Raw genomic sequence first — 25,355 nt, forward strand, 5'->3', positions numbered from 1 at the left:
CCAACGACTGCTCACCGAAGCCGGATTCGACCTCGACGCCACCCCGCGCATCACCTTCCGCGCCCTACCCGGTTCCGGCGGGCGGGACCATCTCGTCCCGGACGCCCTACCCCGACTCCCACTTCACCGAGCCTTCGCCACCGTCGAACTTCCACTGACCTTGAATTGGTCCAATCCCGGCCGCACCTACCGACTCGCGGACCGACCCGACCGCGCCCTGCTCTACGAGATCGTGCTCAGCGAAGGAACACCCACTGACGTCCTCACCTACATCGACGGAGCACTCCTGCTCGACCTCTGGCCCGACCTCGTCCTGCCCCGCAGCCTACGAACAGCCTGGACGCCGACGATCGAGAAATACCTCCCCCAACGAACCCAGCACACGTGAGATCGCGAATCCGATAATGCTCACGGACTTCCAGACCACGGTCGCTCACCTCTTCTTCACCACCCCCGCCAGCGACGGTTTCCTCCTCGCCGGCGGCGCCGCGCTGCTCGCACAGCAAATGACTACCCGCCCCACCCAGGACCTGGATTTCTTCACCTCCGCGGCCGGAGCAGTGTCACCGACGCCCGAAACCAATTCGAAGATGCCGCCGGCACCCGCGGCTGGACCGTCGACCGCATCCACGACAGCGACACCTTCTGCCGACTCCTCGTCCACGGACCCGAAGACCTACTGATCGATCTGGCGTTGGACTCCCCGCCCGGCATGCCCGCCACCGCCAGCATCGTCGGACCCACCTTCGCCCCCGACGAACTCGCCGGCCGCAAACTCGTTGCTCTGTTCGACCGCGCAGAAGCCCGAGACTTCGCCGACGTTTACACACTGACAACGCATTACGACAAGAAGACCCTGCTGAGCCTTGCCGCCGACGTCGACACCGGATTCGACCACCAGATCCTGGCCACCATGTTCGACAGCCTCCGACGATTCACCATCGACGACATCCCCGTCCACACAGCCAACGTCAGCGACTTACGACACTTCCTCGCCACCTGGGCCACCGAACTTTGGCAGAATCAGGCCCACTCCTAACGGCTGAGAAACGCGGGCCGCCGATCGCAGAAACCTCGTTGAGCGAGTGCCGACTCGATCGCATCGAGGTGCGCAAACACCAGTTTCCGCACCAGCCATGACTGGGACCGGAGCAGCTCCAAGTGACTGGCGCCGAGGCCGTTCGCGCGGGTCAGTCCGGCCGTTCCGATCACCAACGTGCACAAGATGGTTGTGGACCATAGCCAACGGACTGCAACCGGGTTACGGGTTTCGACCTCGTTCTCGCTGGTTGTTCGTTCGAGACATCTCAACACCGACGTCTGGCGGGTTCGGACCCCAAATCTGCGCCGCATAGGCGGTTACCTTGTCCTCAGCCCGTCGCCATACTATGACCTGTGACACAGTCCGAGGACGGAGCGGAGCGGCTCCCCCGACCCGAGATCGACGCCGAACTCCGGGCCGGTCTCGCCATCGTCGGCGGGGTCTTTCCTCCCACGATCACCCCGGACCTGATCCCCTTCATGCGCCGCTCCTACGCGTCACCCCCAGTCGCCGACATTCTGTGCGGTCACGACGTCGACCACCACGAACACACCATCCGTGGTCATCTCGGCGACGACATCGTCGTGTCCGTCTTCAATTCCCCGCAGCACACGGGAATTCGGCCGGTCATCCTTTACGCCCACTCGGGCGGCCTGATGTTCGGTGACCGATTCAACGCTCTCGCCCTCAATCTCGACTGGGTCGAGCGGCTCGGCGCTGTCCTGGTCTCACCGGAGTATCGGCTGGCACCCGAGTACCCCGACCCCTACGCACGCGAGGACCTGTACAGAACTCTGCTCTGGATCGTCGACAACGCCGCGACACTGGGTGTGGACATCGGCCGCATCATGATTGCCGGGGCCAGTGCCGGTGGCGGGCTCGCGGCCGGCCTTGCACTCGCCGCACGCGATCGCTCCGGCCCTGCGCTGTGTGGCCAACTGTTGATCTATCCGATGCTGGACGACCGCGGAATAGCCCTGTCGACAAAGCAATTCGACGCAGTGGGCGTCTGGGACCGCGTGAGCAACGAAACCGGCTGGCGCGCCGTCCTCGGTGACCGATACCGGACCTCGGAGGTGTCGCCCTACATTGCGCCCGCCCGCTCGACCGACCTTTCGGGCTTACCGCCGGCCTACATCGACGTCGGGTCAGCGGAAATATTTCGCGACGAGGCCGTCGACTACGCGACCGCGCTGTGGCATGCAGGCAGCGACGCCGAGCTACACGTCTGGAACGGAGGGTTTCACGCGTTCGACATCTTCGCACCGCACACCACCCTCGCGCAAGGCATGATCCGAGCCCGCACCGCGTGGGTCGAAAACCGCCTTGCCGATTGACATCTCGATTCCAACCGATGAAGGAGCACAGGATGACCGCACCGCAGATCGACCGCTCGACACTCGCCTCCGCCCTCGACACCGTCGTCGACGACGCGCCACGATCGGTGCCGGGCGTCGTCGCAGGCGTCACGGACAAGGACGACACGCTATATCTGAAGGCCTCGGGATACCGAGACGTCGGCACCAAGACCGAGATGACGACGGACAGCGTCTTCGCCATCTTCTCCACCACGAAGGCGCTCACCGGCGTCGCCGCACTCCAACTCCGCGAGGAAGGAGTTCTGGACTTCGACGCCCCAGCAAAGGAATACGTACCCGCGCTCGGCGATGTTCAGGTCCTCGACGGTTTCGACGACAGCGGTCAACCCGTTCTGCGCGCCCCCAAGAGCGACGTCACCACCAAACAACTGCTGCTGCACACCGCCGGATTCGGATACGACTTCTTCAACGAGCAGTACAACCGGCTGGCCACCGAGCACGGACAGCCCAGCATCGTGACCTCCAGCCGCAAGGCGTTGCAGACGCCTCTACTGTTCGATCCCGGCACACAGTGGGAATACGGGAGCAACATCGACTGGGCCGGCCAGGTCGTTGAAGGCATCACCGGAAAACGCCTCGGCGAGGTCATGCGCGAACGGATCCTGCAACCGCTCGGCATGAACGACACGGCCTTCACACTGTCCGACACCACACGCGACCGCGTCGCCACGATGCATCAGCGGGAGGCCGACGGATCACTCACGCCCACCGACTTCGCTCTGCCCGACCCCGAGGTCGACATGGGCGGCCACGGGTTGTATTCGACTGTAGGAGATTACCTTTCCTTCATCAGGATGTGGCTCAACAACGGCTCGTCCGCGTCGGGCCAGCAGATCCTTCGACCCGACACCGTCGACTTCGCAGTACAGAACCACCTCGGCGATCTGAAGGTCAAAATGCTTCCCGGCGTGATCCCGACCTTGAGCAACGACGCAGAGTTCTTTCCCGGCATGCCGAAGTCCTGGAGCTACACGTTCATGATCAACGACGAGGACGCCCCAACCGGCCGACCCGCCGGAAGCATCGCCTGGGCAGGTTTGGCCAACCTGTATTACTGGATAGATCGACGCAACGGGATCGGCGGGTACTGGGCCACGCAGATCTTCCCGTTCGCCGACGCAGGGTCGGTGGGCGGCTACCTGGATTTCGAGAAGGCCACCTACGACGCGGTGCGTGGCTGACAATGGACAGAACATAGCGGGAGACCGGCGGAAGGGGTCGAATGCAGGAGTTGCTCGGCAAGATCGCTGCACTCGACCCCGATGCCAGTCTCGGCATCAGGGTGATCGCCTGCTTCGACGAACTCATCCGGGGCAACGTCAACAGCCGCGCCCTCCTCAGCACCGCGGCGTCGCTGGCCGGCTGCCCGGCGGGGCTGACCGTGTCCGAACCGCGGCGGACTATGCGCATGACCCAACACGGGGACTTGCTCGACGGTGGGCCGCCCACCGACGTCTTCTCCTATGAACTCCCGGCCGGTGCCAGTGTGTGGTTGGAACGAACCGGTTCACCGCATGCCAACGATGCGATCATCGTCGAGCGTCTCGCACTGGCCGTCGGGGTACGCCTCGGAATGGAGCGACGAGATCTCGAACCCAGTCGCGACCTCGGTACCACTGTGGACCCTGAGCGCGACCCGATAGAACGGCGGGCCGCGGCGGAACGGTTGGGACTGACCGCCGGACGCAAATATCGAGTGCTCGCGGCCCCGTTGTTCGCGGTGTGGACTTCGCACCCCTCGAGCGCGTCCGACGTCGTGAGCACAGCGCACGGGCCGATCCACATCGTGGTAGTCGACGCGGCCGCAGACCGTCTCGACGTTCGTCCGTCCGGAGCGGGAACAGCGGTCGGATACGACGACCTCGACTTCTCCTTCCGCACCGCAATGGTGGCTCTGCAGTTGTGCGACGGAGAACGCGAACCGTACGTCGACGCGGATCGGTACACCGGGATCGTCGAACTGCTCGCGGAGGCGCCGGAACGACGAACGGGACCGGACGTTCACCGCATGGCCGACGTCATGACTCACAGTTGGGCTCGACCCACCGTCGACGCCATTCTCGACGCGCCGTCGGTCCGCCACGCGGCACGGCTGGCTGGGGTGCATCACAGCACCATGCAATCGCGACTCGACTGCGTAGCCGAGATCATGACGTTCGATCCTATGTCCGGCTACGGGCGAATCAGGTTGGGATTGGCCTACTTACAACACCGGCTGGCCACGTCCCGAGTGCTCGATCTACCCGCACCCGCCATTCGGTAAGTACCGATGACGACACAGGAGCGCCAGAGCATCATTCACTCAGTGATTCTTAGTGCGAATTGATCTGACCGTCGGTGTAACCAACAGGACTTACTGCGAATGAACACCTACTGAGTTGGGCTTTCCCTTGGTGGGTACCTGAATGCGGTGGCGTCCCGGGGGTGGCCACGAGCCAGTACAGGCCGGGGGCGACGAAGGTTTCGTCCCTTTTTCCTCGACGATCTGGGTTTCCAGACTAGTTGCGGTGGTTCTTCGTCGCCCACACCGCTACCTCGATGCGCGACCGCAACCCGAGCTTGCGCAGGATGTTCCCGACGTGGAACTTCACTGTATTGGGACTGACGAACAGTTCCCGCCCTATTTCCGGGTTGCTCAGTCCGGCAACGACTCCGTCCAGGATTTGGCGTTCTCTGCGGGTCAGGGATTCCCAGTCAGCGTCATGGCGTGACGGGCCCTGCTTGAGATCCTCGTCTTCGTTCACTGCGGTAGGCGTCACGACGCGTCTGCGCCGATACCGGTGAGGGCGCGAACCCGCAAGCGGTCGAACGTCTTTGGATCTTCCGGTTCTCGGCTGAGCACGCTGCCGATGTAGCAGCCGATGAAGCCGATCGGAAGCGAGACCAAGATCGGATAGGTCAGCGGGAAGGGTGCATTGCCCCACGCGTCGGGCCAGAGAGCGGGGCTCATCGCGATCAGCACCAACGCGCTGATGAGACCGGACAATGACCCGACGACAGCGCCCAGTGTTTTCATACGGCTCCAGGTGAGGGTGAGAAGCAGAACTGGGAAGTTGGCGCTTGCAGCAATGGATGTCGCGACCACGGCAAGGAACGTCACGTTCTGGGCGCTGCCGATGGCGAGGGTGATCGCGACTGCTATCGCCACGAGCACGACAGCAGCGATTCGACCGACCTTGCGCTCGTCGCTCTCGCGGCCGTGAAAGACGGTGGTCCACAGGTCATGTGCGACCGTGCTCGATCCATTGAGCACCAAGCCGGCAGTGACAGCGAGAATGGTTGCGAAGGCGACCGCAGCCAGGAGTGCGAGCACGAGACTTCCGCCGAATGTCTGCCCGCCACCGAGGAATTGGGCAAGAGCGGGTAGCGCGAGGTTACCGCCGGGTCCAGCTTGCTCGATTCCTTCCGGGCCGAGAACAGCGCGCGCGGAGAGACCGAGGAATGCGATCAGGACGTTGAACACTCCGATGAGTCCGACGGCCCACACCGCCGAGCGTCTGGCTTGAACGGCGTCGGGAACTGTGAAGAATCGCATCAGGACGTGCGGGAGTCCGACGGAACTCAGGGTGACTGCTACACCCATGGAGATCAGGTTCCAGGGGTTGGTGAAGCTGAGACCGGTTCCGAGGAACGCGTCGCCGACCGGTGTGGCGAGAGCTGCCCGGTTGATCACGTTGATGGGGTTCGGGTCGACCTTGATCAGTACCAGTACAACCAGAAGGGTGACGACAGCCATGAGCATTGCGGCCTTGATCACCTGGACCCAGGTGGTGGCCAGCATGCCGCCGAAGAGTACGTAGGCGAGCATCAGCGCGGCGGCGATCACCACACCCCAGCTGAAGTCGATGCCTGCCAACGCTTCCATGAGCACTCCGCCGGCAACGAGCTGTGCCAGAAGGTAGAAGATGCACACCGCGAGGGTCGACATCGCGGAGACGATCCGTACGGGTTTGGCCTTCAGTCTCAGGGCCAGGGCGTCGGCGAAAGTGAAACGACCCAGGTTGCGAAGTTTCTCGGCAATCAGGAGCAGAACCATCAAGAAGATGGCGCAGGCTGCAATGGCGTACAGAACACCATCGAGTCCGAACAGGAATGCCAGTCCGGCGTATCCGAGGAGCGAGGAGGATGACAAGAAATCTCCGGCGATGGCGACACCGTTCGTTCTTCCGGAGATGCCGCCGCCGGCAGTCCAGTAGTCGCTGGTGGTGCGTGTCCGCCGGGCGGCGAGATACGTTGCGCACAAGGTCAATGCGACCACGAGGGTACTGATCACGATCGCTGTCGTGTTGAATCCACCGTTGTTCATTCGAGGCCTCCGGTGCCCGTGTTCGAGTTGGTGTCGGCGCGCACGTCGCCGGTTCCGGTGGCGATCATCTCCGCTGCCAGCAGGTCCCATCCCCGCGCCGCACGGACGTAGGCGAGGGTGAGCGAGAAGCAGACGATCACGTAGAGAGCGCAGACGATCATGCCTACCGAGAGGCCGGCAGTGACGATGGTGCCGTAGCTCGAGGGCGCGAGTGCGGGCCATCCGATGAAGAACGTCCACGCCACGGCGAAGACGATCCACACACGGACGAACAACGCTTTTCGCCGAGACCGCAGCACCGACATGCGTCCACTCGTCCACAGATCTTCCAGCGCTTTGTCGACGTGTTCTTCGTTGCGGCCAGTGGGGTTCACGAGACAACCTTACGTACGAGTGTTTGTTTGCTCAGGGTATGCCGGGCCTGTCCGAAATCGCAAGGTCTCAATGCTTTAAGCCGTTGCGGGCTCGTTCGAGTCACCGCGCCCGCGGTGTAACCAGGGACCCGGGGCAGGTCGGTCGCAGCTGTGCGTAGGCGGGTGGACCTTGACAGAGGCGTCCGTCACAACCAGACTAACGTTCGTTCGTAAAACACCTTCGTTCGAGTCGGAGAAGAAGCCATGGACAGATCGTCAGCGCCACCGCATGGGGAGAGGCGACCCACGGGGGGCGATTCGACCCCAATCGGGACGTACACAACCGGCTCGGGCGACTACGAGGGCGGGGGTGACACAGCGTTGGCGACCGCGGGGCCTCTTCTTGTGTTGGACGCGGTGTCGAAGTCGTTCCCCGGCGTCAAAGCCCTCGACGAGGTGTCCATTTCTGTCCTGGCCGGTGAGGTCCATGGTCTCATCGGTGAGAACGGGGCCGGTAAGTCGACACTCATGGCGGTTGCGTCGGGCGCGCTCGAACCCGATCACGGAACTGTGACCATCAACGGGCAGATCATCGAGGCGGACCCGCAGGGTGCTCGCCGCGCCGGTCTCGCGATCGTTCGACAGGAGCCGGCCCTGATGCCGGACCTGACAGTTGCCGAGAACCTGTATCTGGGTGTGTCGAGCGAACGGCGGCCGTCCAGTGCGCGCATGCGCAGCTGGGCCCGCGAGCGACTCGCTGCGTGGAGCACGCAGATCACCTTCGATGTCGACGAACGTGTTGCGTCGTTGGTTCCCGAGCATCGGTTCATCGTCGAAATTGCCAAGGCTCTCGCGCAGGAACCGTCCATTCTCGTACTCGACGAACCGACCGAACATCTTGCCGCAGAGGACGTCACCCGTCTGTTCGAGAACGTTCGGGCCTTGTGTGCGCAGGGCAAGAGCGTCGTCTACATTTCGCACCGCATCCGTGAGGTCCGCGAGATCTCGGACCGTGTCACCGTCTTGCGAGACGGACAAGCACAAGGGACACACGACACCCACAGCCTGACCGAGCAAGAGATCGTCGACCTGATCGTCGGCCGCGCCGTCGACACCACCTTCCCCGCCAAGGCCGGCCCGACCTCCGAGAATCCAGTCCTCGAGCTCACGGGGTTCTCGGGTCCCGGCTTCGACGATGTCACCCTCGACGTCCGCCCGGGCGAGATCATCGGGTTCGCCGGTATCGACGGCAACGGCCAGCGCGAGGCTCTGCGCGCGCTCGCCGGGATGACCGGCGCCTCGGACAAGGTGCAGGTGTCGGGCAAGAACGTCTCCGTCCGCGGGTCCACTTCCGCGGTCGACGGCGGCATCGTCTACCTGCCCGGCGATCGCCATCGCGAGGGTATTTTCGCCGAACTGACTGTACGAGAGAATTTTTCGATCCGAAGCTTGACCAAGTACGCGAGCGCGGGTTTCGTACGCTCGTCCTCCGAAAGGAGCGCCGCGCGGTCGGCGTCGAGCGAGTTCGCCGTCAAGACCCCCTCGGTCGAGACGCCCATCGGATCGCTCAGCGGCGGGAATCAACAGAAGATCGTCCTCGCGAGCGTCCTGGCAGCGGCGCCGAAAGTCCTGCTGGTCGACGAGCCGACCCAGGGTGTCGACATCGGCGCGCGGATGGAGATCTACGATCAGCTGCGAGCCGTCGCCGCCGCGGGAACCGCGATCGTCCTCCGATCCTCCGACGCTCACGAAGTTGCAGGCCTGTGCGACCGGGTGTTCGTGTTCTCCCGCGGGAAGGTCGAAGCCGAACTGAGCGGCAGCGATGTCACCGAAACCAACATCACCCGGTCCGTGCTCACGGCGACGTCGACGCGAGACAAACGTAGCCGCAGCGCCGGCGGTGTCTGGAAGTGGCTCGACAAGGACAGTGCCCCGGCCTATCTCATCGCTGCGACCATCATCGGTCTCGCCTTCTACGCATCCGCGCTGAGCCCGTTCTACGCGACGCAGCGCAACTTCTCGAGCATCCTGGCGCTCGTGGCCACCCTGGCATTGGTAGCTCTGGGTCAACAGGTTCTGATGATGACCGGCAGCATCGACCTTTCCGTCGGGCCGCTCATGGGCCTGACCGTGGTGATCGCATCGTTCTACCTCGTCGACGGAACCTCACCCGGACTTCAGTTGTGGGGGTGGATCGCCATCCTCGGAGTGGCTGTGCTGATCGGACTGCTCAACTGGGCACTCGTCGAACTCGTCGGGTTGCACCCCATGGTCGCAACACTGGCTACCTACATGGGAATCCAGGCGGTGTCCCAGACGCTGCGTCCAACCCCCGGCGGGCTGATCTCGGCCCAGATCACGAATGCAATCTCGGCGAAGGTCGGGTTCGTGCCGATCTCGGTTCTCGTGGTCGTCGCGATCGCGGTCGCGCTGCAGTTCGCGCTATACCGCACGACATGGGGCCTGTCCCTGCGAGCAGTGGGATCGAGAAGTGAAGCGGCCCGCGTGATCGGTGTTCGCCCGAAACTGATTCGCCTGAGCGCCAACCTGGCGGCGTCTGGTCTGGCCGGTCTGGCGGCAATCTTGCTGATGGCACAGATCGGATCCGGCGACGCGAGCTCGGGCACCAACTACACCCTCCAAAGCATCGCAGCCGTCGTCATCGGCGGCGCCAGCATTTTCGGCGGACGAGGAAGCTTCATCGGCGTCACCGTCGGAGCTCTGTTGTTGACCCAGGTCAACGCCGTCACATCGTTCCTCAACCTCAGCGACGCCTGGCAGTTCTACCTCCTCGGTGGACTGACCATCATCGCAGTGTCCGCTTACTCGCTCAGTCGCAAACGCGCAGTAGCGGCCTGAAAGGTACCGACCATGACTGCTCTACTGCCCCATCCCCCAACCGAATCCGACGCCGAGGCGCCCGCGCGGTTCCGCGTGCGCGGTCCCGGCGAGTTCGGGTGGATCTGGATCGCCCTCCTCGCTCTGTTCGTGGTCAGCGCCGTCGTCGCGCCCGGGAGCACCAGCGGGTCCGCGCTGATCAACATGCTCCCCTTCGCCGGCGTCCTCGCCATCGCCGCCGTCGGGCAAACCCTCGTGGTGCAGCAGCGAGGGCTGGACCTCTCGGTCGCCGGCGGGATTACGATGGCCGGCATCCTCACCGGGTACCTGACCACTCGCGGGTTCTCCCTGACCGTGTCGTTGCTCGTGGCCGCCGTCGCGGGTGTCGCCGCGGGTGCGTTCAACGGCTTCCTCGTTGCCAAGCTGTCGATCACTCCACTGATCGCGACACTGGCATCGAACGCACTGATCATCGGCGCAGTACGCCAAGTCTCGGGAGGATTTCCCGTCTCCGCTTCACCTACCCTCAGCGACTTCGCACGCGGCCGCTTCCTCGGTGTCCCCCACACCGTTCTGGTCGCGCTGGTGTTCATCGTCGTTGCCACGCTCATCACGCGCCGTGCGGTGATCGGACGACGATTCGTCGCAGTGGGGGCAAGTGACAGCACCGCCCGCGCCGCAGGGATCCCGGACGTCCGCTACAAGATCGGCACCTACGCGGCGGCAGGACTGTGCTACGCCTTCGCCGGGGTCATCCTCGCCGGATTCATCGGGACCGCAACACCGGTCATGGGCAACGACTATCTACTGCCCACCATCGCCGCGGTCGTCGTCGGCGGAACTCCGTTCACGGGTGGGCGAGGCAGCGTCGTCGCCACCGCGGCCGCGGCGCTGTTCCTGACCCAGCTGGGTCAGCTCGTTCTGACGCTGGGCGCACCGAACTCGATTCAACTTCTCGCACAGGCGATCGCGTTGGTGCTGGCCACCGCCATCCGGCACATCCCGTTCGCACGCCTGGCCGGGCGGAGACGGTCCACCGCATAGGGGTCGATGCACAGCGAACAGCGGCGGCGTATCCACTGGATACGCCGCCGCTGAGCTGTGTCTAGAAGGGCCGTGCCTACACGGGCCGCTTGCTCATCAGTCCGGAACGGCGCACCAGGCAGACCTGCTTGCCGTCCTGGTTGTACCCACGGTGCTCGAACCGCACGATACCCGTCGCGGGGTTCGACTTGGACTCCCGCCGCGAGAGGATCTGCGTCTCCACCCGCAGCGTGTCTCCGATCAGAACCGGTGCGGGAAAGCTGATCTCCTCGAATGCGAGGTTTCCCAGCGTCGTTCCGAGCGTCGTCTCCGCCACCGGGATTCCGACGACCACGCCGAGTGTGAAGACACTGTTGACGATGCGCTGGCCGTAGGGACTTCCCTTGGCGAATTCGGCGTCGAGGTGCAGGGGCTGCACGTTCATGGTCAGCGTCGTGAAGAGGAGATTGTCCGTCTCGGTGACGGTCCTGGTCACATCGTGCTTGATGACGAGGTCCGGTTCCAGCTCTTCGTAGTACAGCCCGCTCATGATGTCTCCTTCGAGTCGATCGATTCTGCCAACGCGACGACGTCGCGAGCAGTCTTCACGTGTGCGATGTCGATGTGCTCACCGTCGAACAGGGCAGCCGCATTGCCCTGTGCCTGAGCGTGTTCGAACGTATCGATCATGCGTCGGTACCGTTCGACGACCTTGGGGTCCGGCGCGTAGACCTCGTTCGCCACCGACACGTGCGAGGGATGGATCAGGACCTGACCGGCATAGCCGAGGTTGCGGTTCGCCGCGGCGAACGCGCGCAGTCCCTCCAGGTCGGTGATCTCCTGCCACAAGCCGACGATGGGGTGTCTGAGCCCGGCGGCGCGGCACGCCACCACGGCGCGGCTGCGGTAGTACAGGGTCTCGAGCCCCTCCGCGCTCCAGGTGAACCCGACCTCGCGTGAGATGTCGGCATCACGCGCGGCGGCCACCATCAGCGACGCGACCCGCGGATGCGCGGCCGCAATGGCCTCGCAGTGCGCCAAGGACTTCGCAGTTTCGAGCGTCGGAACGAATTCGACACTTCCGATGTCGATTCCGGCCGCAATCTCGAAATGGGCGACGAGAGCAGCGAAGTCGAGAACTTCTCGTTCGGTGTAGATCTTGGGAAGCAACAGCCCGTCCAGGCCCGGTACGACGACGGCGCCGAGGTCCGCGCCGTACTCGGCGGTGTCGAGTGCGTTGGGTCGCACCAGAACCGTGACGGGCGAGCCGGCTCGGTGGAGCGAGTCGATGGTGGCGCGGGCAGTTGCCCGCGCGTCCGCTTTCGCGCCGGCAGGAACCGAATCCTCGAGGTCGAGGATGATCGCGTCCACACCCGCGCGGACGGCCTTCTCAGCCCAGCCTTCTCGGTGGGCAGGCACGAACAACAGTGATCGCAAAGGGCGCATACGACCGACTTTAGCGAACGTATGTTTGTTCGTCCAGAGCAGATCTGCGAGGTATCCGACTTCGGAGGACGAGATTGCATTGTGAGGCTTGACACAACCTCGTACGACCGGCCACACTTACGAACGCTTGCTCGTATCCATTCACGAAGGAATCTGCCATGAGGCCCAAATTCTTGCCCGTTGCAGCTCTCGCTGCGGTCCTTTCACTGACCAGTGCAGCCTGCGCTTCCACCACCACCGACGCCGGATCGGGTTCGACCGGAGGTTCGAGCGAAGCGGCTCAGGTCGCCGGAGTCGACGAGGTGGACGCAACGACCATCTGCGGCGACAAGCCGACGGTCGTGGCACTGACCGACGGGTACGGCGGTGACACCTGGCGCAAGACCGTGTTGGCCGAGCTCGAGGACGAGGCCTCCAAGTGTCCCAACGTCACCGAAGTTCGGTACGCCAATGCGAACGGCGATCAGCAGAAGGCAATCGCCGACGTCAACGGCCTTGCCACCCAGGGCGTGAACGTCATGCTGACCTTTCCCGACTTCGGCGCGTCGATGCTTCCCGCGCTGCGCTCGGCCACTGCGGCAGGAGTGACGACGGTCGACTACTTCGTCGACCTCGGCGGCGCCGAAGGCACGGACTACTCCGCGAAAGTGGTTCAGGATTCCTACCAGTCGGGTGTGGACTGGGCCAACTGGTACGGCGAGCACCTCAAGACGGGCAACGTGCTGATGCTCGGCGGGCCTGCCGGCGCGCAGTCATCGGCGAAGTTTCTGGCCGGATTCAAAGAGGGCCTCACCCAGTACCCGGACCTCACGCTGCTCAGTGAGGACTACATCGTCACCAACTGGAGCGCCGTCGACGCCCAGAAGGCGGTCGCCGGTCTGCTCGCCAAGTACCCTCAGATCGACGGCATCGCTTCCGACTACGGCGTCAGCACATCCGCTGCAGTCAAAGCCTTCCAGCAGGTGAACCGACCGCTCCCGATGTTCACCAACTCCGCCAGCAACAACGAACTCAACTGCTTGTGGGACGGGCTGAACGCCAGCGGCGAAGCGTTCCCCTTCGCATCGAGCGAGCACACGACCAGCCTCGTACGCAACGCATTTCGACGTGGAATGGCCGACTACCAGGGCGTGACCCTGGACGAACCGTCCGTCGTGCAGGTACCGCTCGGCATCGACACCTTTGCCGGCGAGAACCCGCCCTGCAACCCCAGCTACCCCCCGGACGCGGACATGTTCTCTCAGCTCAGCCCCGAGCAGTTGCAGGACGTCTTCGGGCAGTAGGAGCCGGTACCGCCACGTGCTCGAACCGGCTGTTGGAAACGCGCCATCGAAGACGAACGAACACTAGTCTGACCGACAGACCATAATCGCGAGAAAGAAGAACAATCATGGGAAAATTGGACGGAAAAGTCGCCCTGATCACCGGGGCCGCCCGCGGCCAGGGACGGTCGCACGCCCTCGGGCTCGCAGGTGAGGGCGCGGACATCATCGCCATCGACATCGCACAGCAGGTCGGCAGTGTGCCTTACCCGCTGGCATCGCTCGACGACCTAGAAGAAACGGCGCGCCTGATCAAGGGGCTCGGTCGACGTGTCGTCACGGCACAGGCCGACGTGCGCGATCTCGCCCAGATGCAGGCCGCCGTCGCCGACGGACTGACCCAGCTCGGCAGAATCGACATCGTGTGCGCCAACGCCGGGGTCATCTCCGCAGGACGGGTGCTCGACCTCACGCCCGAACAGTGGAACGACATGATCGCGATCAACCTGACCGGCGTCTGGCACACCGTGAAAGCAGCGGTACCGAACATGGTCGAACGAGGTGAAGGTGGCTCGATCATCTTCACCGGATCCACCTCCAGTCTGGGCGGGTACCCGAACGTCGGGCACTATGTCACAGCGAAGCACGGCATCATCGGCCTCATGCACACCCTCGCCAACGAGCTTGGGCCCCAGCGCATTCGGGTGAACGCGGTCTCGCCGACGAACGTGAACACCGACCTGCTGCAGAACTCCACGTTCTACAAGCTCTTCCGGCCCGACCTCGACGACCCCACTATGGAGGACTCGCTCGAAGCCTTCGGCTCGATGCATTCGTTGCCGAACCTTCCGTGGGTCGAGGCCAGCGACATCACCAACGCCGTCCTCTACCTCGCCACGGACGACTCCCGATTCGTCACCGGTGTGAACCTTCCGGTCGACGGTGGCGCGAGCCAGAAAGTCGGCGGCTGACCCCTCCGGTCGCACACGTGCCCTGCGGTTCAGGCAACCGCAGGGCACTCGACGTCCGCCCCCCTGCACAGTCTTTCGAACACAGGAGTTGTCATGTACACCCTCGTCGACGCCATCCGACGCAACGAACGCCTCCATCCGCAGCGCGAGGCCATTGCCGATGCACGCCGGCGGCTGACACACGGTGAACTGGCCGACCGCGCCTGGCGCATCGCCGCAGCACTACGACGCGAGGGTGTGCAACGCGGCGACACCGTCGGAGTCCTGGCAGACAACAGCGTCTTCTCGATCGAGACGTTCCTGGGTATCGTCGCGGCCGGCGCAGCCTTCGTCCCCTACAACTGGAGATGGGCACCGGAAGAACTCGTCCACGGCATCAACGAGACCGGCGCCAAGGTCGTCCTCGTCGGCCGCGGGTTCGAGTCGGCCATGGACGGTGCGGCGCACAGTCCCGACCTCGCAGCGCCGGTTCGCATCCTCACCGAAGGCGGGGGCTTCGAAACCGCACTCACCGCAAGCACTCTCACCGACACCAGCGTCGTGGAAACCGACGCCGCGTGCGTCCTGTTCACCGGCGGCACGACGGGCTTCTCCAAAGGAGTGGTGCTCTCGCACCGCGCGATCCTGACTAACGGCATCAACGAGATCGCCGACGGACGCATCGGCGGGAGGCCCTCGGACCGCGGACTCATCGTCACACCCCTGTTCCACTCCGCGGCGCTGCTGTGCTGGTTCCTCCCTCACTACATGACCGGCAACTTCTCGTATCTGGTACAGAAATTCGACGAAGACGCCATCGGCGAACTCGTCGAACGCGAGGACATCACCAACATGTTCCTGGTGCCGAACATGATCCGGCGCATGCTCAAAGCCGACACCTTCGATCGCCCCGGCTTCCGAAAGACGTTCAAGGCGTTGCACTCCGGGGCTGGATTGCTCCGCATGCCCGACAAACTCGCCGTCACCGAACTTGTCCCCGACATCGAACTGTTCTTCCGATACGGGCTGACCGAAGCCGGTCCGATGGTGACGCGGCTGCTGCCACTGGACATGATGAGGCCCGAGATCGACGGATCGATCGGCACCGAATACCTCCTCGCCGAGGTCGAACTGCGGGACCCCTTCGACAACGCTCCGGTCGGCACCGGACAGATCGGTGAGATCTGCGTGCGCGGCCCCGGCGTCATGACCGGGTACTTCGGCCGCCCCGACGCCACCGCAGAGGTCCTCGACGACTCCGGCTGGCTCCGTACGGGCGACCTCGCCGAACGAGACGAACAGGGATTTCTCTTCTTCCGCGATCGCGCCAAGGACATGATCAAGACGGGAGGGGAAAACGTGTACTCCTCGGAGATCGAGCAACTCCTCCACACCCACCCGGCCGTGATGGAAGCCGCCGTACTCGGTGTACCCAGCCTCGAGTGGGACGAGGAAGTGCGCGCGGTCATCGCGGTTCGACCCGGCATGACGGTAACCGAAGGAGAACTCGCCACCTTCCTGCGCAGTCACCTGGCCGGCTACAAGGTACCGAAGTTGATCGCCCTCGTCGGCGCGCACGATCTCCCGATGAATCCGAGCGGGAAGATCGTCAAACCCAAGGTGCGTACCTATATGGGCTGGTGAGACACGCCGAGCGGCGCAGAGAGATTCCGTTACACTAACGTACGACAGTTCATCAGATCGCTGGCGACGGTCACTGTGTACAGAGGGGACGCTTCGATGACCAAAGCAATACGTGACGGGGCGCGAACCAAAGTCGCCATGCGCGAGGCTGCCACGAAGCTGTTCTACGAACAAGGGTACGAGGCGACGTCGCTGCGCGCAGTGGCCGGCGCCGTAGGAATCCAGGTCGGCAGTCTCTACAACCACATCAAAGGCAAGGACGAGCTCCTCACCGACATCATGATCGCCGTGATGGACGACCTCCTGCTGTTGGTGCACGACGCCATCGACGCGGCCGAACAGACACCGCGGGCGCGCTTCGAGGCGGCCATGGACTGTCACATCCGCTACCACGCCGAGCACGCACGCAAAGTGTTCATCGGTAACTCCGAGCTGCGCGCGCTGACCAACGGTGACCGCAAGGCGGTCACCGCCCGCCGTCGTGAGTACGAGGTACTTCTCGAGGGCCTCGTGCGAGATGTCGCGCAGGAAGCCGGTGCGGACGTGTTGGACGAGAAGCTGCAGACCTACGCCATCCTGGCCCTCGGTGCTCATGTCGCATCGTGGTACAAGCCGCGCGGAGCATTCAGCCTGGCGCACGTGGTCGACACCTACACCCGGATGTCGTTGCGTCAGATGGGCATCGACGAATAACGGCCGCTGGCCGTCGAGCGCGATGTGCACGCAGACAGCACGCACCGGTCACCCGGTCGTGGCCGGTCAACCCAGTGACATGCCGCCGTCGACCGGCACCACAGCTCCGGTGGTCCACAGGTCGTCCACTGCCAGTCTGAGGATCCATGTTGCGGAGTCCTCGACTCGCCCGATGCGTCGGAGCGGGATCGAGGCGGTCCGCTGCGTCAACAACGTCTCCTGCTCGGCCTCCGACATCCCCGCCGCAGCATAGATCGCAGTAGCCGTGGGCCCCGGAGCGACGCAGTTGACGCGAACGCCGTCCGGCCCCAATTCCATTGCCCAACAACGGGTCAGATGAGCGACAGCAGCCTTCGAGGCGGCATAGTGCGCGTTGCTCGCCGTCGCCTTCAACGCTACCGAGCTGGCGACGTTGACCACTGCGCCCTTGGACTGTCTGAGCTCACCCAGCAGCGCCTGGGTGACCAACGTGGTTCCCACCACGTTCACGTCGAACAGCATGCGAACCTGACTCGGAGTCACCGACGCGAGCGGTCCCACCAGAAATGCGCCGGCACAGTTGATCAAGAAACGGATCGGCTCTCGTCGCTCGGGTGATGCGGCGGCCGTGCGGATGCTCTCGACATCGGTCACGTCCACACGTGCGGTCGTGACCATCGGATCGGACGCGTACTGCTGCAACGAGTCCGAGTCGCGATCCCAGGCGAGCACCGGAGTTCCGGACGCGACGAGCATACGTACGCAGGCCTGCCCGATACCCGAGCCGGCACCGGTGACGATGCCGGCGGGGGACGACGGACGGAAGGCCATTCAGACGGGCATGACGCCGTTGCGGCGCGCCGGTGCCGTGCGGTCGCGTCGTCGGTAGGTGGCGAGCCTGTTGATCAGCTCTCGCCGAAGCTCGTTCGCCGGCACCACTGCCTCGACCGCGTTCTCGTTGGCAATCTTGAACACGTCGATCCCCGCTGCGTACTCGGCTTGTTTCTCGGCGATGAACGCGGCGCGCTCGTGGGGATCCTCGATGGCCTGGATACGGTTGAAGTGGATTCCGTTCACGGCCGCATCGGGGCCCATCAGTGCGGGCTTGGCGGTGGGAAGAGCGATCACCGCATCGGGCTGCATCGGCGCACCCGACATGGCGAGGTACCCGCCGCCGTACGCCTTGCGCAGCAACACGGTGATGCGTGGGACACGCGCCTCGGACACCGCGAAGATCATCTTGGCGCCGTGACGGATGATGCCCTGCCGCTCGACCTCGGACCCGATCATGTAGCCGGCGATGTCGACCAGGAAGAGGATCGGAATGTTGTAGGCGTTGCAGATCCAGATGAAGCGCGCCGCCTTGTCGGACGAGTCGGGGAAGATGACACCGCCCTTGACCGTCGGTTGGTTCGCGACCAGGCCGACGCTCTGGCCGTCGATGCGAGCGAATCCGGTGACGAGTTCTTGGGCGAAGAGGTGCTTGTAGGGAAAGAAGCTGCCGTCGTCGACGAGGGAGTCGATCAATTCGTGGATGTCGAAGATCTCGGATTCGACCTCGGGAACAATGTCCTTGATCGAGCGAGCTCCGCTGGGTTCGGCCGACGGCGCGCGGGGAGGTTCCTCGGTCCAATTCTGCGGGAGGAACGAGAGCCAGACGCGGATCGCTGCGATGGCCTCTTCGTCGTCCTCTACCAGCACGTCTCCGAGTCCCGATACGGTGCAGTGCATTTCGGCGCCGCCCATTTCTTCGAGGGTGACGTCTTCGCCGGTGACCATCTGCGCCAGGCGAGGTGAGCCCAGGTAGGCGGTCGCGTGGCCCCGGACCATGATCGTCATGTCGCACAAGGCGGGTACGTACGCCGAACCGGCGGGAGACGGTCCGAACAGGGCGCACACCTGCGGTACCCGGCCGGAGTACTGGACCTGGTTGTAGAAGATGTTTCCCCAGGCCTTGCGTCCGGCATAGCTCTCGAACTGCTCGTCGATGCGCGCACCGGCGGAGTCGAACAGGTACACGATCGGCGCGCCCACCGAATCGGCCAATTCCTGCGTCCGCACGATCTTTTCGTACGTTCGCTTGCCCCAGGTGCCGGCCTTGACCGTGTAGTCGTTCGCGATGACGGCCACTTCGCGGCCGTCGACCTTCCCCATGCAGGTGACCACCGCGTCGCCGGGCAGACCTTCGTCGTACCGCGCAAAGAGTCCGTCCTCGAAACTCCAGCCGTCGTCGAACAGCAGTTCCAGTCGCTCCCGCACGAGTAGCTTGCCGGCGTCCTTCTGCTTCTGACGCTGCTTCTCCGACCCACCGAGGCGGGCATCGACCAGCCGACGTTCGAGCTCGTCGTGCGGATCCACGATCACGGGTGCAGTGGGTTCCATGGTGTCTGTCATGTCTTCACATCCAAGTCGTCGGAAGAGATGTTGACCGGCAAAGGGCCAGGCCGTAGGCTAAACGAACAATCGCTCGTACGTTAACACGCGTCCGCGCATCCACGCTAGAAGGAGATATTCATGACCGCCGACGCCGTGACCGACGCCCCTCGCATCATCGGTCGGCCCGACCTGTACTGGGACGACCTCGTGGTCGGCGACGTTCTCCGGGGACCCGGCATCACCATCAGCGAGGCCCACCTCGTCACGTGGGCCGGCCTGACCGGAGACACGGTCTCCCTGCATCTCGACGAGGAATATGCCGCCACCACGCAGTTCGGTCAGCGAATCGCACACGGTCCGCTCACACTTGCCCTCGCACTGGGTCTGATCACGCAGACCGGATACTTCAACCATGTCGTTGCGTGGCTCGGACTCGATGAGGTACGCGCCTCACGCCCGGTCGTTCTGGGTGACACCATTCAGCCCGAGGCCGAGCTGATCAAGGCGCGCCGCTCGTCCAAACCCACGCAAGGGATTTGGACGCTTGCCTACCGGGCGATCAACCAGCGCGGGGACGCCGTCATGTCATTCCAGAGCAGCTTCATGATCTCCACACGATCCTGAGCAACGCGCGTTCGGCCGACACCCGTTGACGATCGAAGTGGTCTACCCCACAATGGAAAGCGAACGACCGTTAGTTTCGTACAGGGCGGCTGGGCATCGAACTCCATGCAGCACGATCGATTCGCCGCACGGGGTGCCCGTCCGCTCCTCGTGACCGACACGACTGCAACCGAGAGGATCGCCATGTCCGACATCACCGAACAAGTACGCACGATTGCCCTGATCGGTCGCAAACCAGGAATGTCGTTCGAGCAGTTCGACCGCTACTGGCGCGACGAGCACGCACCGCTGGCAGCGAAAGTCCCCGGTGTCGTCAGATACGTGCAACGTCACGTCGTCCCCCAAGATGGAGCGGGCGAGCCCGACAACGGTTTCGGCATAGACGGATTGGCGGTGCTCGACTACGAGAGTGCCGCGGCCATGGACGCAGGATGGGCGTCGGAGGACGGGCAGCGCGCTTTGGCGGACACCGCGAACTTCATCGGCAAACACTTCGTCGTCGTGCTCGACGACCACGTGATCGTCGGGGACTCCTGACAGACCGATCGGCACGGCACGGCACGGCACGACAAACACTGGAAAGGGGTCATCGTGGACCTGGGAGCAGTCTATTTCTTCACCGACGACGGACCGAACCCGATCGAATTCGGCCAAGCGGCAGAGGGTTACGGTTTCGAATCCCTCTTCGTTCCGGAACACACCCACTTCCCGAAGTCACGCGACAGCGCCTACCCCGAGGCCTACGGCGGCGGTGAGCTCCCCCGCTTCTATCTGCGGACCTTAGACCAGACGGTCACCCTGTCGATGATCGCCGCCACCACCGACACCATCAAGCTGGGAACCGGTGTATGCCTGCTGGCGCAACACGATCCGATTGCCAAGGCCAAGGAGTTCGCCACCCTCGATCACCTCTCCGGCGGTCGCTTGATCGTCGGGGTCGGATTCGGGTGGAACGTGGAGGAGGCGGCCGCAAACGGACTCGTCTGGAAGAACCGATTCTCCACCGTCCGCGACAAACTCAAGGTCATGCAAGCACTGTGGACCCAGGAGATCGCCAGCTACGACGGTGTCAGAGCCTCGCTTGCTCCTTCCTGGGCGTGGCCGAAGACGGTGCAGCCCAACGGTCCTCGAACCTACCTCGGCGGCGCCGGACCCACCGCGATGAGATGCGCAGCAGAATGGGCGGACGCCTGGTACGTGGTGCCACCTCCCGACGACCCCACCCTGGAGAAATCGATCCCCCGCTTTCGCGCCATGGTCGACGCCGCCGGCCGAGACCCGGACACCGTGGGTATCGCGGTGGCGTCCGCTCCCCCGGACCCGGCGTTGCTCGACACGTACCGCGAGCTGGGCGTCGAGCGCGCAGTGCTCTGGATCGACCCGTCCGACAGCCCCGCGCAGGGAATGAAGAACCTCGAGAGCGTCGGCAAGGTGCTCTCCACCCTCTCCTGACCACGCGATCTACCCAACACCTCAGGACATGACATGACAGAGACCGCACACTCCGGCACCGCGCTCGACGATCTCGTCCGACGGCTGACGATCCTCGAAGACGTCAGAGAGATCGAACAACTGAAGTACCGGTACGCCGGCTTCTGCGACGACGGGTACGACCCCGATGGCATTGCAAGTCTGTTCGTCGAGGACGGACGCTGGGTCGTCGACGGCGAGGGCGGCTCCATGACCGGCCACGACGAGATCAAAGACCACTTCCGGGCGCTGTCGGACAAGATCCCGTGGGCCCTGCATTATGTGATCGCGCCGCGGGTGACCCTCAGCGAGGACGGCCTCAGCGCCGTCGGCGAGTTCTACCTTCTGTGCCTGTGCACCATCGAACGCGCGCAGGATTCCTCGACGCACGATGCCGTTATCTTGACGATCAACTACACCGACCAGTTCGTCAAACGTGACGGGAGCTGGTTCTTCCAAGAGCTGCTCGGCAAGACTCACCAGGTGTCCGACTGGAACAAGGGATGGGTCGAACAACCGTTCCGCGAATGACGGCCACGACGCGATGTCGTGCTGGAAAAACCGATCAGGTGTAACTGAACTGCGCAGTGGCACCGCCGTCGACGGTGATCGTCACGCCGTTGATCCCGGACGACGCCGCGCTGGCAAGGAACTCGAACACAGCCGCGACGTCGTCCGCGGTGACGATCTTTCCGCTCGGAGTCTTGCCGATCATCGCCGACTCGGCGGACGCGTCCAACATCGGTGTGCGCATCGCGCCCGGTGCCACGGCATTGACGGTGACGTCGGATCCCCAGAAGTCGAACAGCAGTGAGCCGGTCATGTTCGACAGAGCTGCTTTGGAGGCCGCATACGCGGTGAACGGGTACCCGGTCGTGCCGCCGATCGAGGCGCAGTTGATCACTCGTCCGTAGGGTGCCGCGCGGAGCTGATCCGCGAACGCCTGCACCAGCAGGAACGGTCCGGTGACGTTGACGTCGAGCACCCGCTTCCACATGTCGAAGTCGGTGTTTCCCAATCCACCTCGGTGCAGAATGCCTGCGACGTTGAGAACGTGTGACACCGGTCCCAAGGTGTCGCCGACGGCGCGGTGGAGCTCGTCGACACCGTTCGGGTTGCTGATATCGGCGACGAAGCCGGCGCAGGGGACGCCGTACCCCGACAGCGATGCGACGGTGGCCTCCACCGCGTGTCCGTCGACGTCGACGCATGCCACTCCCGTTCCGGAGGCGGCGAGTCGACGGGCGATCGCCGCGCCGAGTCCGCCGCCCGCCCCGGTGAGCAGAGCGAGCGGCGAGGACCCACCGGCAGGGTGCTCAGGCACCGACGCTCGGTTCGATGGTGACCAGCGCCGCCCCAGCCGGAACCACGTCCCCGACCGAGACGGGCATGCTGACGATCACTCCGTCTGCGGTGGCCCGAATGGGGTTCTGCATCTTCATCGCTTCGAGCACCATCAACACCTGCCCGATCGTGACCGTGTCGCCTTCGGCGGCATCGATCTGAGCGACGGTGCCCTGCATCGGACTGACGATGGCGCCGCTCGCTGCGGCTTTGCTGCGGCCGGCGCGGCGCCCGCTGCCTCCGCCGCGTCGAGGGGCGGGCGCGTCGGTGGGCGCGCCCGTCTGCGGGGCGGCAGCTGCGCCGAAGAAGGGGACGACGTAGCGGCGGTCGCCCACCCACACTTCGTCGCGGCCGCCGGTGACCTCGTCCTCGTCCGCGGTGTCGACGGGTTCGGGTGCAGGTAGAAGCGCGGCCAGGTCGATGTCGCGTTCGAGCCAGTTTGTGCTGATGTGCGCATTCTGGAAATCGTTCTGCGCCAGAATGATCGACGCGGCAGGCGCCGTCGTCGGGACCCCCGAGACGGTGAGTTCGTCGAGCGCCCTGAGCATTCGAGCGATGGCGTGGTGACGGTCGGGAGCCCAGACGATCAGTTTCCCTATGAGGCTGTCGTAGTGCGGTTGCACGGTGTCGCCGCTGACGTACCCGCTGTCCCATCGCACCCCGGTGCGTTCGGATGCGGACACGGTGCCCACATTCCCGGGTGACGGGATGAACAGTCCGCCGGCGACGTTCTCGGCGTTGATTCTGACCTCGATCGCGTGTCCACGCGGGGTGATGCCGGAGTGATCCATGCTCAGTGTCTCCCCAGAGGCCACCCGCAGCTGTTCGGCGATCAAGTCCAGGCCCAGTGTCTCTTCGGTGACGGGATGCTCGACCTGGATCCGGGTGTTCATCTCGAGGAAGTAGAAGCGGTCGTCGGCCGCCTCGACCAGATACTCGACGGTTCCGGCGCCGACGTAGCCGACCTCGCGGGCCAGGCGAATGGATGCTTCTCCCATCGCGGTGCGCAGGGCATCGGACAGGCCCGGCGCGGGTGCCTCTTCGACGAGTTTCTGGTGCCGCCGTTGTACCGAGCAGTCGCGGTCGCCCAGCCACACCACGTTGCCGTGCTGATCGGCGAAGACCTGCACCTCCACGTGACGAGCGTGGGAGAGGTACCGCTCGAGGTAGACGTCCCCGCGTCCGAACGCTGCGGTGGCTTCGGTGCGTGCGGAGTCGAGTGCGCCGGCAGCATCGTCCGCGGACGCGACGGTCCGCATGCCGCGCCCACCACCGCCGTACGACGCCTTGATGGCAACCGGGTACCCGTGCTCGGCGCCGAATGCGATGACTTCCTCGGCTGTCGTGATGGCACCGTCGCTACCCGGCACACCCGGTACCTCGGCCTTGGTTGCCACCGCGCGTGCCGCCACCTTCTCGCCCATGATGTCGATCGACTCCGCAGGCGGACCGACGAATATCAGTCCCGCGCCGACGACGGCGCGGGCGAAGCCGGCGTTCTCGGCGAGAAAACCGTAGCCGGGGTGGATCGCGTCCGCGCCGACGGACTTCGCGGCGTCGATGATCTTGCCGACGTCGAGGTAGGACTCCGAGGCCGCCACTCCCCCCAGCGATACCGCCTCGTCGGCGAGTCGGACGTGCAGGGCGGTGGCGTCGGGATCCGAATGCACCGCGACACTAGTAATTCCGAGTTCGGAACAAGTGCGGATGATCCGTACTGCGATCTCACCGCGATTGGCAATGAGCAGCTTTGCAAGCATGTCGAAACTCCTAGATGGACGAGGTGAGGTGATCCGCTGCAACACAGCGGTTGATGCACTGGCCGATACCGCTGATCTCGGTTCGTACTTCCTGCCCGGGCTGCAGGAACAGCTGCGGATCACGCGCTGCGCCCACACCGCTGGGTGTGCCGGTGAGGATCAGATCGCCCGGTTCGAGCGTGATCACGGTCGAGAGATAGGCCAAGATGTACGCCGGGTCGAACAGCAAGTCCGAGACGTTCGACTGCTGCACGATGTCACCGTCGACGGAGCAGGTGATCGCGAGGTCGAGTTCGTCCGAGAATGCGTCGGGGGTCACCAACCACGGTCCGACCGGAGTCGTTCGCTCGAACGTCTTGCCCAACAACCACTGTGAGGTACGTTTCTGCCAATCGCGGGCGGAGATGTCGTTTGCGACGGTGTATCCGCCGATTGCCGTGCGCGCCTGCGACGCGTCGGCGTTGCGCAGTGGGCGCCCGACTACGACCGCGAGCTCGGCTTCCCAGTCCCATGCCGTCGACTCGGCCGCCAGTTCGATGTCGTCGAAAGCTCCGATGAGGGCACCGGTGAACTTGGAGAACACGTTCGGAAAGTCCGGCAGCCCGTGGCCCATCTCGAGAATGTGTTCACGGTAGTTGTGTCCGACGCAGATGACCTTGCCCGGATCGGTGACCACCGGCGCAAAGTCCAGACCAGCCGGGTCGTCGATCTGCGAACCCTCGAAGTCGTCGGGTCGGGACAGGACGCCGGCGCGAATGGCGTGCGGAAGGGAGGTGAACTCGTGCAGTCCGCGGACCGACCCGTTCACGTCCACCACGACTCGGGGGCCGTCCGGGGTCCGCACCGTTGCGAGTTTCATCTACCGT

Annotated in this window: 26 protein-coding genes; 16 read left to right on the plus strand and 10 right to left on the minus strand. The window is 64.3% G+C overall.

What is annotated here, in order from left to right:
• From IEW02_RS24770 to IEW02_RS24790, 6 genes are all read left to right on the plus strand, one after another.
• Positions 1–388: transcriptional regulator (locus IEW02_RS24770; RefSeq protein ID WP_188548090.1), on the plus strand; the 388-nt coding region annotated here is incomplete at its 5' end.
• A gap of 16 nt (positions 389–404) precedes the next feature.
• Positions 405–683, plus strand: a complete 279-nt coding sequence (locus IEW02_RS25290; RefSeq protein ID WP_229746316.1) for a hypothetical protein — start codon at positions 405–407, stop codon at positions 681–683.
• Between the two features lie 11 nt (positions 684–694).
• On the plus strand, positions 695–1,039 hold the full coding sequence (locus IEW02_RS25295) for a nucleotidyl transferase AbiEii/AbiGii toxin family protein (protein WP_229746318.1): 345 nt from the start codon (positions 695–697) through the stop codon (positions 1,037–1,039).
• Positions 1,040–1,395: 356 nt separating this feature from the next.
• Positions 1,396–2,379: an alpha/beta hydrolase gene (locus IEW02_RS24780; RefSeq protein WP_229746320.1), complete on the plus strand. Its 984-nt coding sequence runs from the start codon at positions 1,396–1,398 to the stop codon at positions 2,377–2,379.
• Positions 2,380–2,411: 32 nt separating this feature from the next.
• On the plus strand, positions 2,412–3,602 hold the full coding sequence (gene acmB / locus IEW02_RS24785) for a methyl acetate hydrolase AcmB (protein WP_188548092.1): 1,191 nt from the start codon (positions 2,412–2,414) through the stop codon (positions 3,600–3,602).
• 41 nt (positions 3,603–3,643) lie between these two features.
• Positions 3,644–4,684: a CdaR family protein gene (locus tag IEW02_RS24790; RefSeq protein WP_188548094.1), complete on the plus strand. Its 1,041-nt coding sequence runs from the start codon at positions 3,644–3,646 to the stop codon at positions 4,682–4,684.
• A 235-nt stretch (positions 4,685–4,919) separates the two neighbouring features.
• Here IEW02_RS24790 and IEW02_RS24795 read toward each other — a convergent pair whose 3' ends face one another.
• The 3 genes from IEW02_RS24795 to IEW02_RS24805 are packed head-to-tail and all read right to left on the minus strand — an operon-like array spanning position 4,920 to position 7,101.
• A complete protein-coding gene (locus tag IEW02_RS24795) occupies positions 4,920–5,180 on the minus strand; it encodes a response regulator transcription factor (protein ID WP_229746321.1) in 261 nt (86 codons plus the stop codon).
• On the minus strand, positions 5,177–6,727 hold the full coding sequence (locus IEW02_RS24800) for a solute symporter family protein (RefSeq protein ID WP_188548096.1): 1,551 nt from the start codon (positions 6,725–6,727) through the stop codon (positions 5,177–5,179). The genes IEW02_RS24795 and IEW02_RS24800 overlap by 4 nt, the downstream gene beginning before the upstream one ends.
• The gene (locus IEW02_RS24805; RefSeq protein WP_188548098.1) at positions 6,724–7,101 is read right to left on the minus strand and encodes a DUF485 domain-containing protein; all 378 of its coding nucleotides are present in this window, start codon (positions 7,099–7,101) and stop codon (positions 6,724–6,726) included. Before IEW02_RS24805 ends, IEW02_RS24800 begins: the two co-directional genes overlap by 4 nt.
• Positions 7,102–7,497: 396 nt before the next feature.
• On the opposite strand from IEW02_RS24805, the gene IEW02_RS24810 reads away from it, so the two are divergent.
• Positions 7,498–9,939, plus strand: coding sequence for an ATP-binding cassette domain-containing protein (locus IEW02_RS24810; protein WP_229746322.1), 2,442 nt, complete (start codon positions 7,498–7,500; stop codon positions 9,937–9,939).
• A 12-nt stretch (positions 9,940–9,951) separates the two neighbouring features.
• Complete coding sequence (locus IEW02_RS24815) at positions 9,952–10,962, plus strand: ABC transporter permease (protein ID WP_229746323.1); 1,011 nt, start codon at positions 9,952–9,954, stop codon at positions 10,960–10,962.
• Between the two features lie 76 nt (positions 10,963–11,038).
• Here the strand turns inward: IEW02_RS24815 and IEW02_RS24820 are convergent, their stop codons facing one another.
• Positions 11,039–11,491, minus strand: coding sequence for a MaoC family dehydratase (locus IEW02_RS24820; protein WP_188548102.1), 453 nt, complete (start codon positions 11,489–11,491; stop codon positions 11,039–11,041).
• Positions 11,488–12,387 carry an HpcH/HpaI aldolase/citrate lyase family protein gene (locus IEW02_RS24825; protein WP_188548104.1) on the minus strand — a complete coding sequence of 300 codons (900 nt, stop codon included), beginning with the start codon at positions 12,385–12,387 and terminating at the stop codon, positions 11,488–11,490. Before IEW02_RS24825 ends, IEW02_RS24820 begins: the two co-directional genes overlap by 4 nt.
• A 158-nt stretch (positions 12,388–12,545) precedes the next feature.
• Between IEW02_RS24825 and IEW02_RS24830 the strand changes: the two genes are divergently transcribed.
• From IEW02_RS24830 to IEW02_RS24845, 4 genes are all read left to right on the plus strand, one after another.
• Entirely contained in the window at positions 12,546–13,670 is a 1,125-nt protein-coding gene (locus tag IEW02_RS24830) for a substrate-binding domain-containing protein (protein ID WP_188548106.1), read from the plus strand.
• Between the two features lie 107 nt (positions 13,671–13,777).
• The gene (locus tag IEW02_RS24835) at positions 13,778–14,620 is read left to right on the plus strand and encodes a mycofactocin-coupled SDR family oxidoreductase (protein ID WP_188548108.1); all 843 of its coding nucleotides are present in this window, start codon (positions 13,778–13,780) and stop codon (positions 14,618–14,620) included.
• Between the two features lie 93 nt (positions 14,621–14,713).
• The gene (locus tag IEW02_RS24840; protein WP_188548110.1) at positions 14,714–16,243 is read left to right on the plus strand and encodes a class I adenylate-forming enzyme family protein; all 1,530 of its coding nucleotides are present in this window, start codon (positions 14,714–14,716) and stop codon (positions 16,241–16,243) included.
• A gap of 96 nt (positions 16,244–16,339) precedes the next feature.
• Positions 16,340–16,936, plus strand: coding sequence for a TetR/AcrR family transcriptional regulator (locus tag IEW02_RS24845; protein ID WP_229746324.1), 597 nt, complete (start codon positions 16,340–16,342; stop codon positions 16,934–16,936).
• 66 nt (positions 16,937–17,002) lie between these two features.
• Here the strand turns inward: IEW02_RS24845 and IEW02_RS24850 are convergent, their stop codons facing one another.
• Positions 17,003–17,746, minus strand: coding sequence for an SDR family NAD(P)-dependent oxidoreductase (locus tag IEW02_RS24850; RefSeq protein ID WP_188548112.1), 744 nt, complete (start codon positions 17,744–17,746; stop codon positions 17,003–17,005).
• Entirely contained in the window at positions 17,747–19,309 is a 1,563-nt protein-coding gene (locus IEW02_RS24855) for an acyl-CoA carboxylase subunit beta (RefSeq protein ID WP_188548114.1), read from the minus strand.
• Positions 19,310–19,429: 120 nt separating this feature from the next.
• Here IEW02_RS24855 and IEW02_RS24860 point away from each other — a divergent pair, with 120 nt between their 5' ends.
• From IEW02_RS24860 to IEW02_RS24875, 4 genes are all read left to right on the plus strand, one after another.
• A complete protein-coding gene (locus tag IEW02_RS24860) occupies positions 19,430–19,915 on the plus strand; it encodes a MaoC/PaaZ C-terminal domain-containing protein (RefSeq protein ID WP_188548115.1) in 486 nt (161 codons plus the stop codon).
• 183 nt (positions 19,916–20,098) lie between these two features.
• Positions 20,099–20,452: an EthD family reductase gene (locus IEW02_RS24865; RefSeq protein ID WP_188548153.1), complete on the plus strand. Its 354-nt coding sequence runs from the start codon at positions 20,099–20,101 to the stop codon at positions 20,450–20,452.
• Positions 20,453–20,506: 54 nt separating this feature from the next.
• Positions 20,507–21,367, plus strand: coding sequence for an LLM class F420-dependent oxidoreductase (locus IEW02_RS24870; protein ID WP_188548117.1), 861 nt, complete (start codon positions 20,507–20,509; stop codon positions 21,365–21,367).
• Between the two features lie 33 nt (positions 21,368–21,400).
• Complete coding sequence (locus tag IEW02_RS24875; RefSeq protein WP_188548119.1) at positions 21,401–21,916, plus strand: nuclear transport factor 2 family protein; 516 nt, start codon at positions 21,401–21,403, stop codon at positions 21,914–21,916.
• A 34-nt stretch (positions 21,917–21,950) separates the two neighbouring features.
• Here the strand turns inward: IEW02_RS24875 and IEW02_RS24880 are convergent, their stop codons facing one another.
• Genes IEW02_RS24880 through IEW02_RS24890 form a run of 3 tightly spaced genes read right to left on the minus strand, consistent with a single transcriptional unit; the run spans position 21,951 to position 25,348 of the window.
• Positions 21,951–22,709, minus strand: a complete 759-nt coding sequence (locus tag IEW02_RS24880) for an SDR family NAD(P)-dependent oxidoreductase (protein WP_188548120.1) — start codon at positions 22,707–22,709, stop codon at positions 21,951–21,953.
• Positions 22,702–24,489 (minus strand): acetyl/propionyl/methylcrotonyl-CoA carboxylase subunit alpha, encoded by a 1,788-nt coding sequence (locus IEW02_RS24885; RefSeq protein ID WP_188548122.1) that lies wholly within the window; start codon positions 24,487–24,489, stop codon positions 22,702–22,704. Before IEW02_RS24885 ends, IEW02_RS24880 begins: the two co-directional genes overlap by 8 nt.
• 10 nt (positions 24,490–24,499) lie before the next feature.
• A complete protein-coding gene (locus IEW02_RS24890) occupies positions 24,500–25,348 on the minus strand; it encodes a fumarylacetoacetate hydrolase family protein (protein WP_188548124.1) in 849 nt (282 codons plus the stop codon).
• Positions 25,349–25,355 lie beyond the last annotated feature (7 nt).

The organism is Rhodococcoides trifolii, assembly GCF_014635345.1.
Lineage (GTDB): Bacteria > Actinomycetota > Actinomycetes > Mycobacteriales > Mycobacteriaceae > Rhodococcoides > Rhodococcoides trifolii.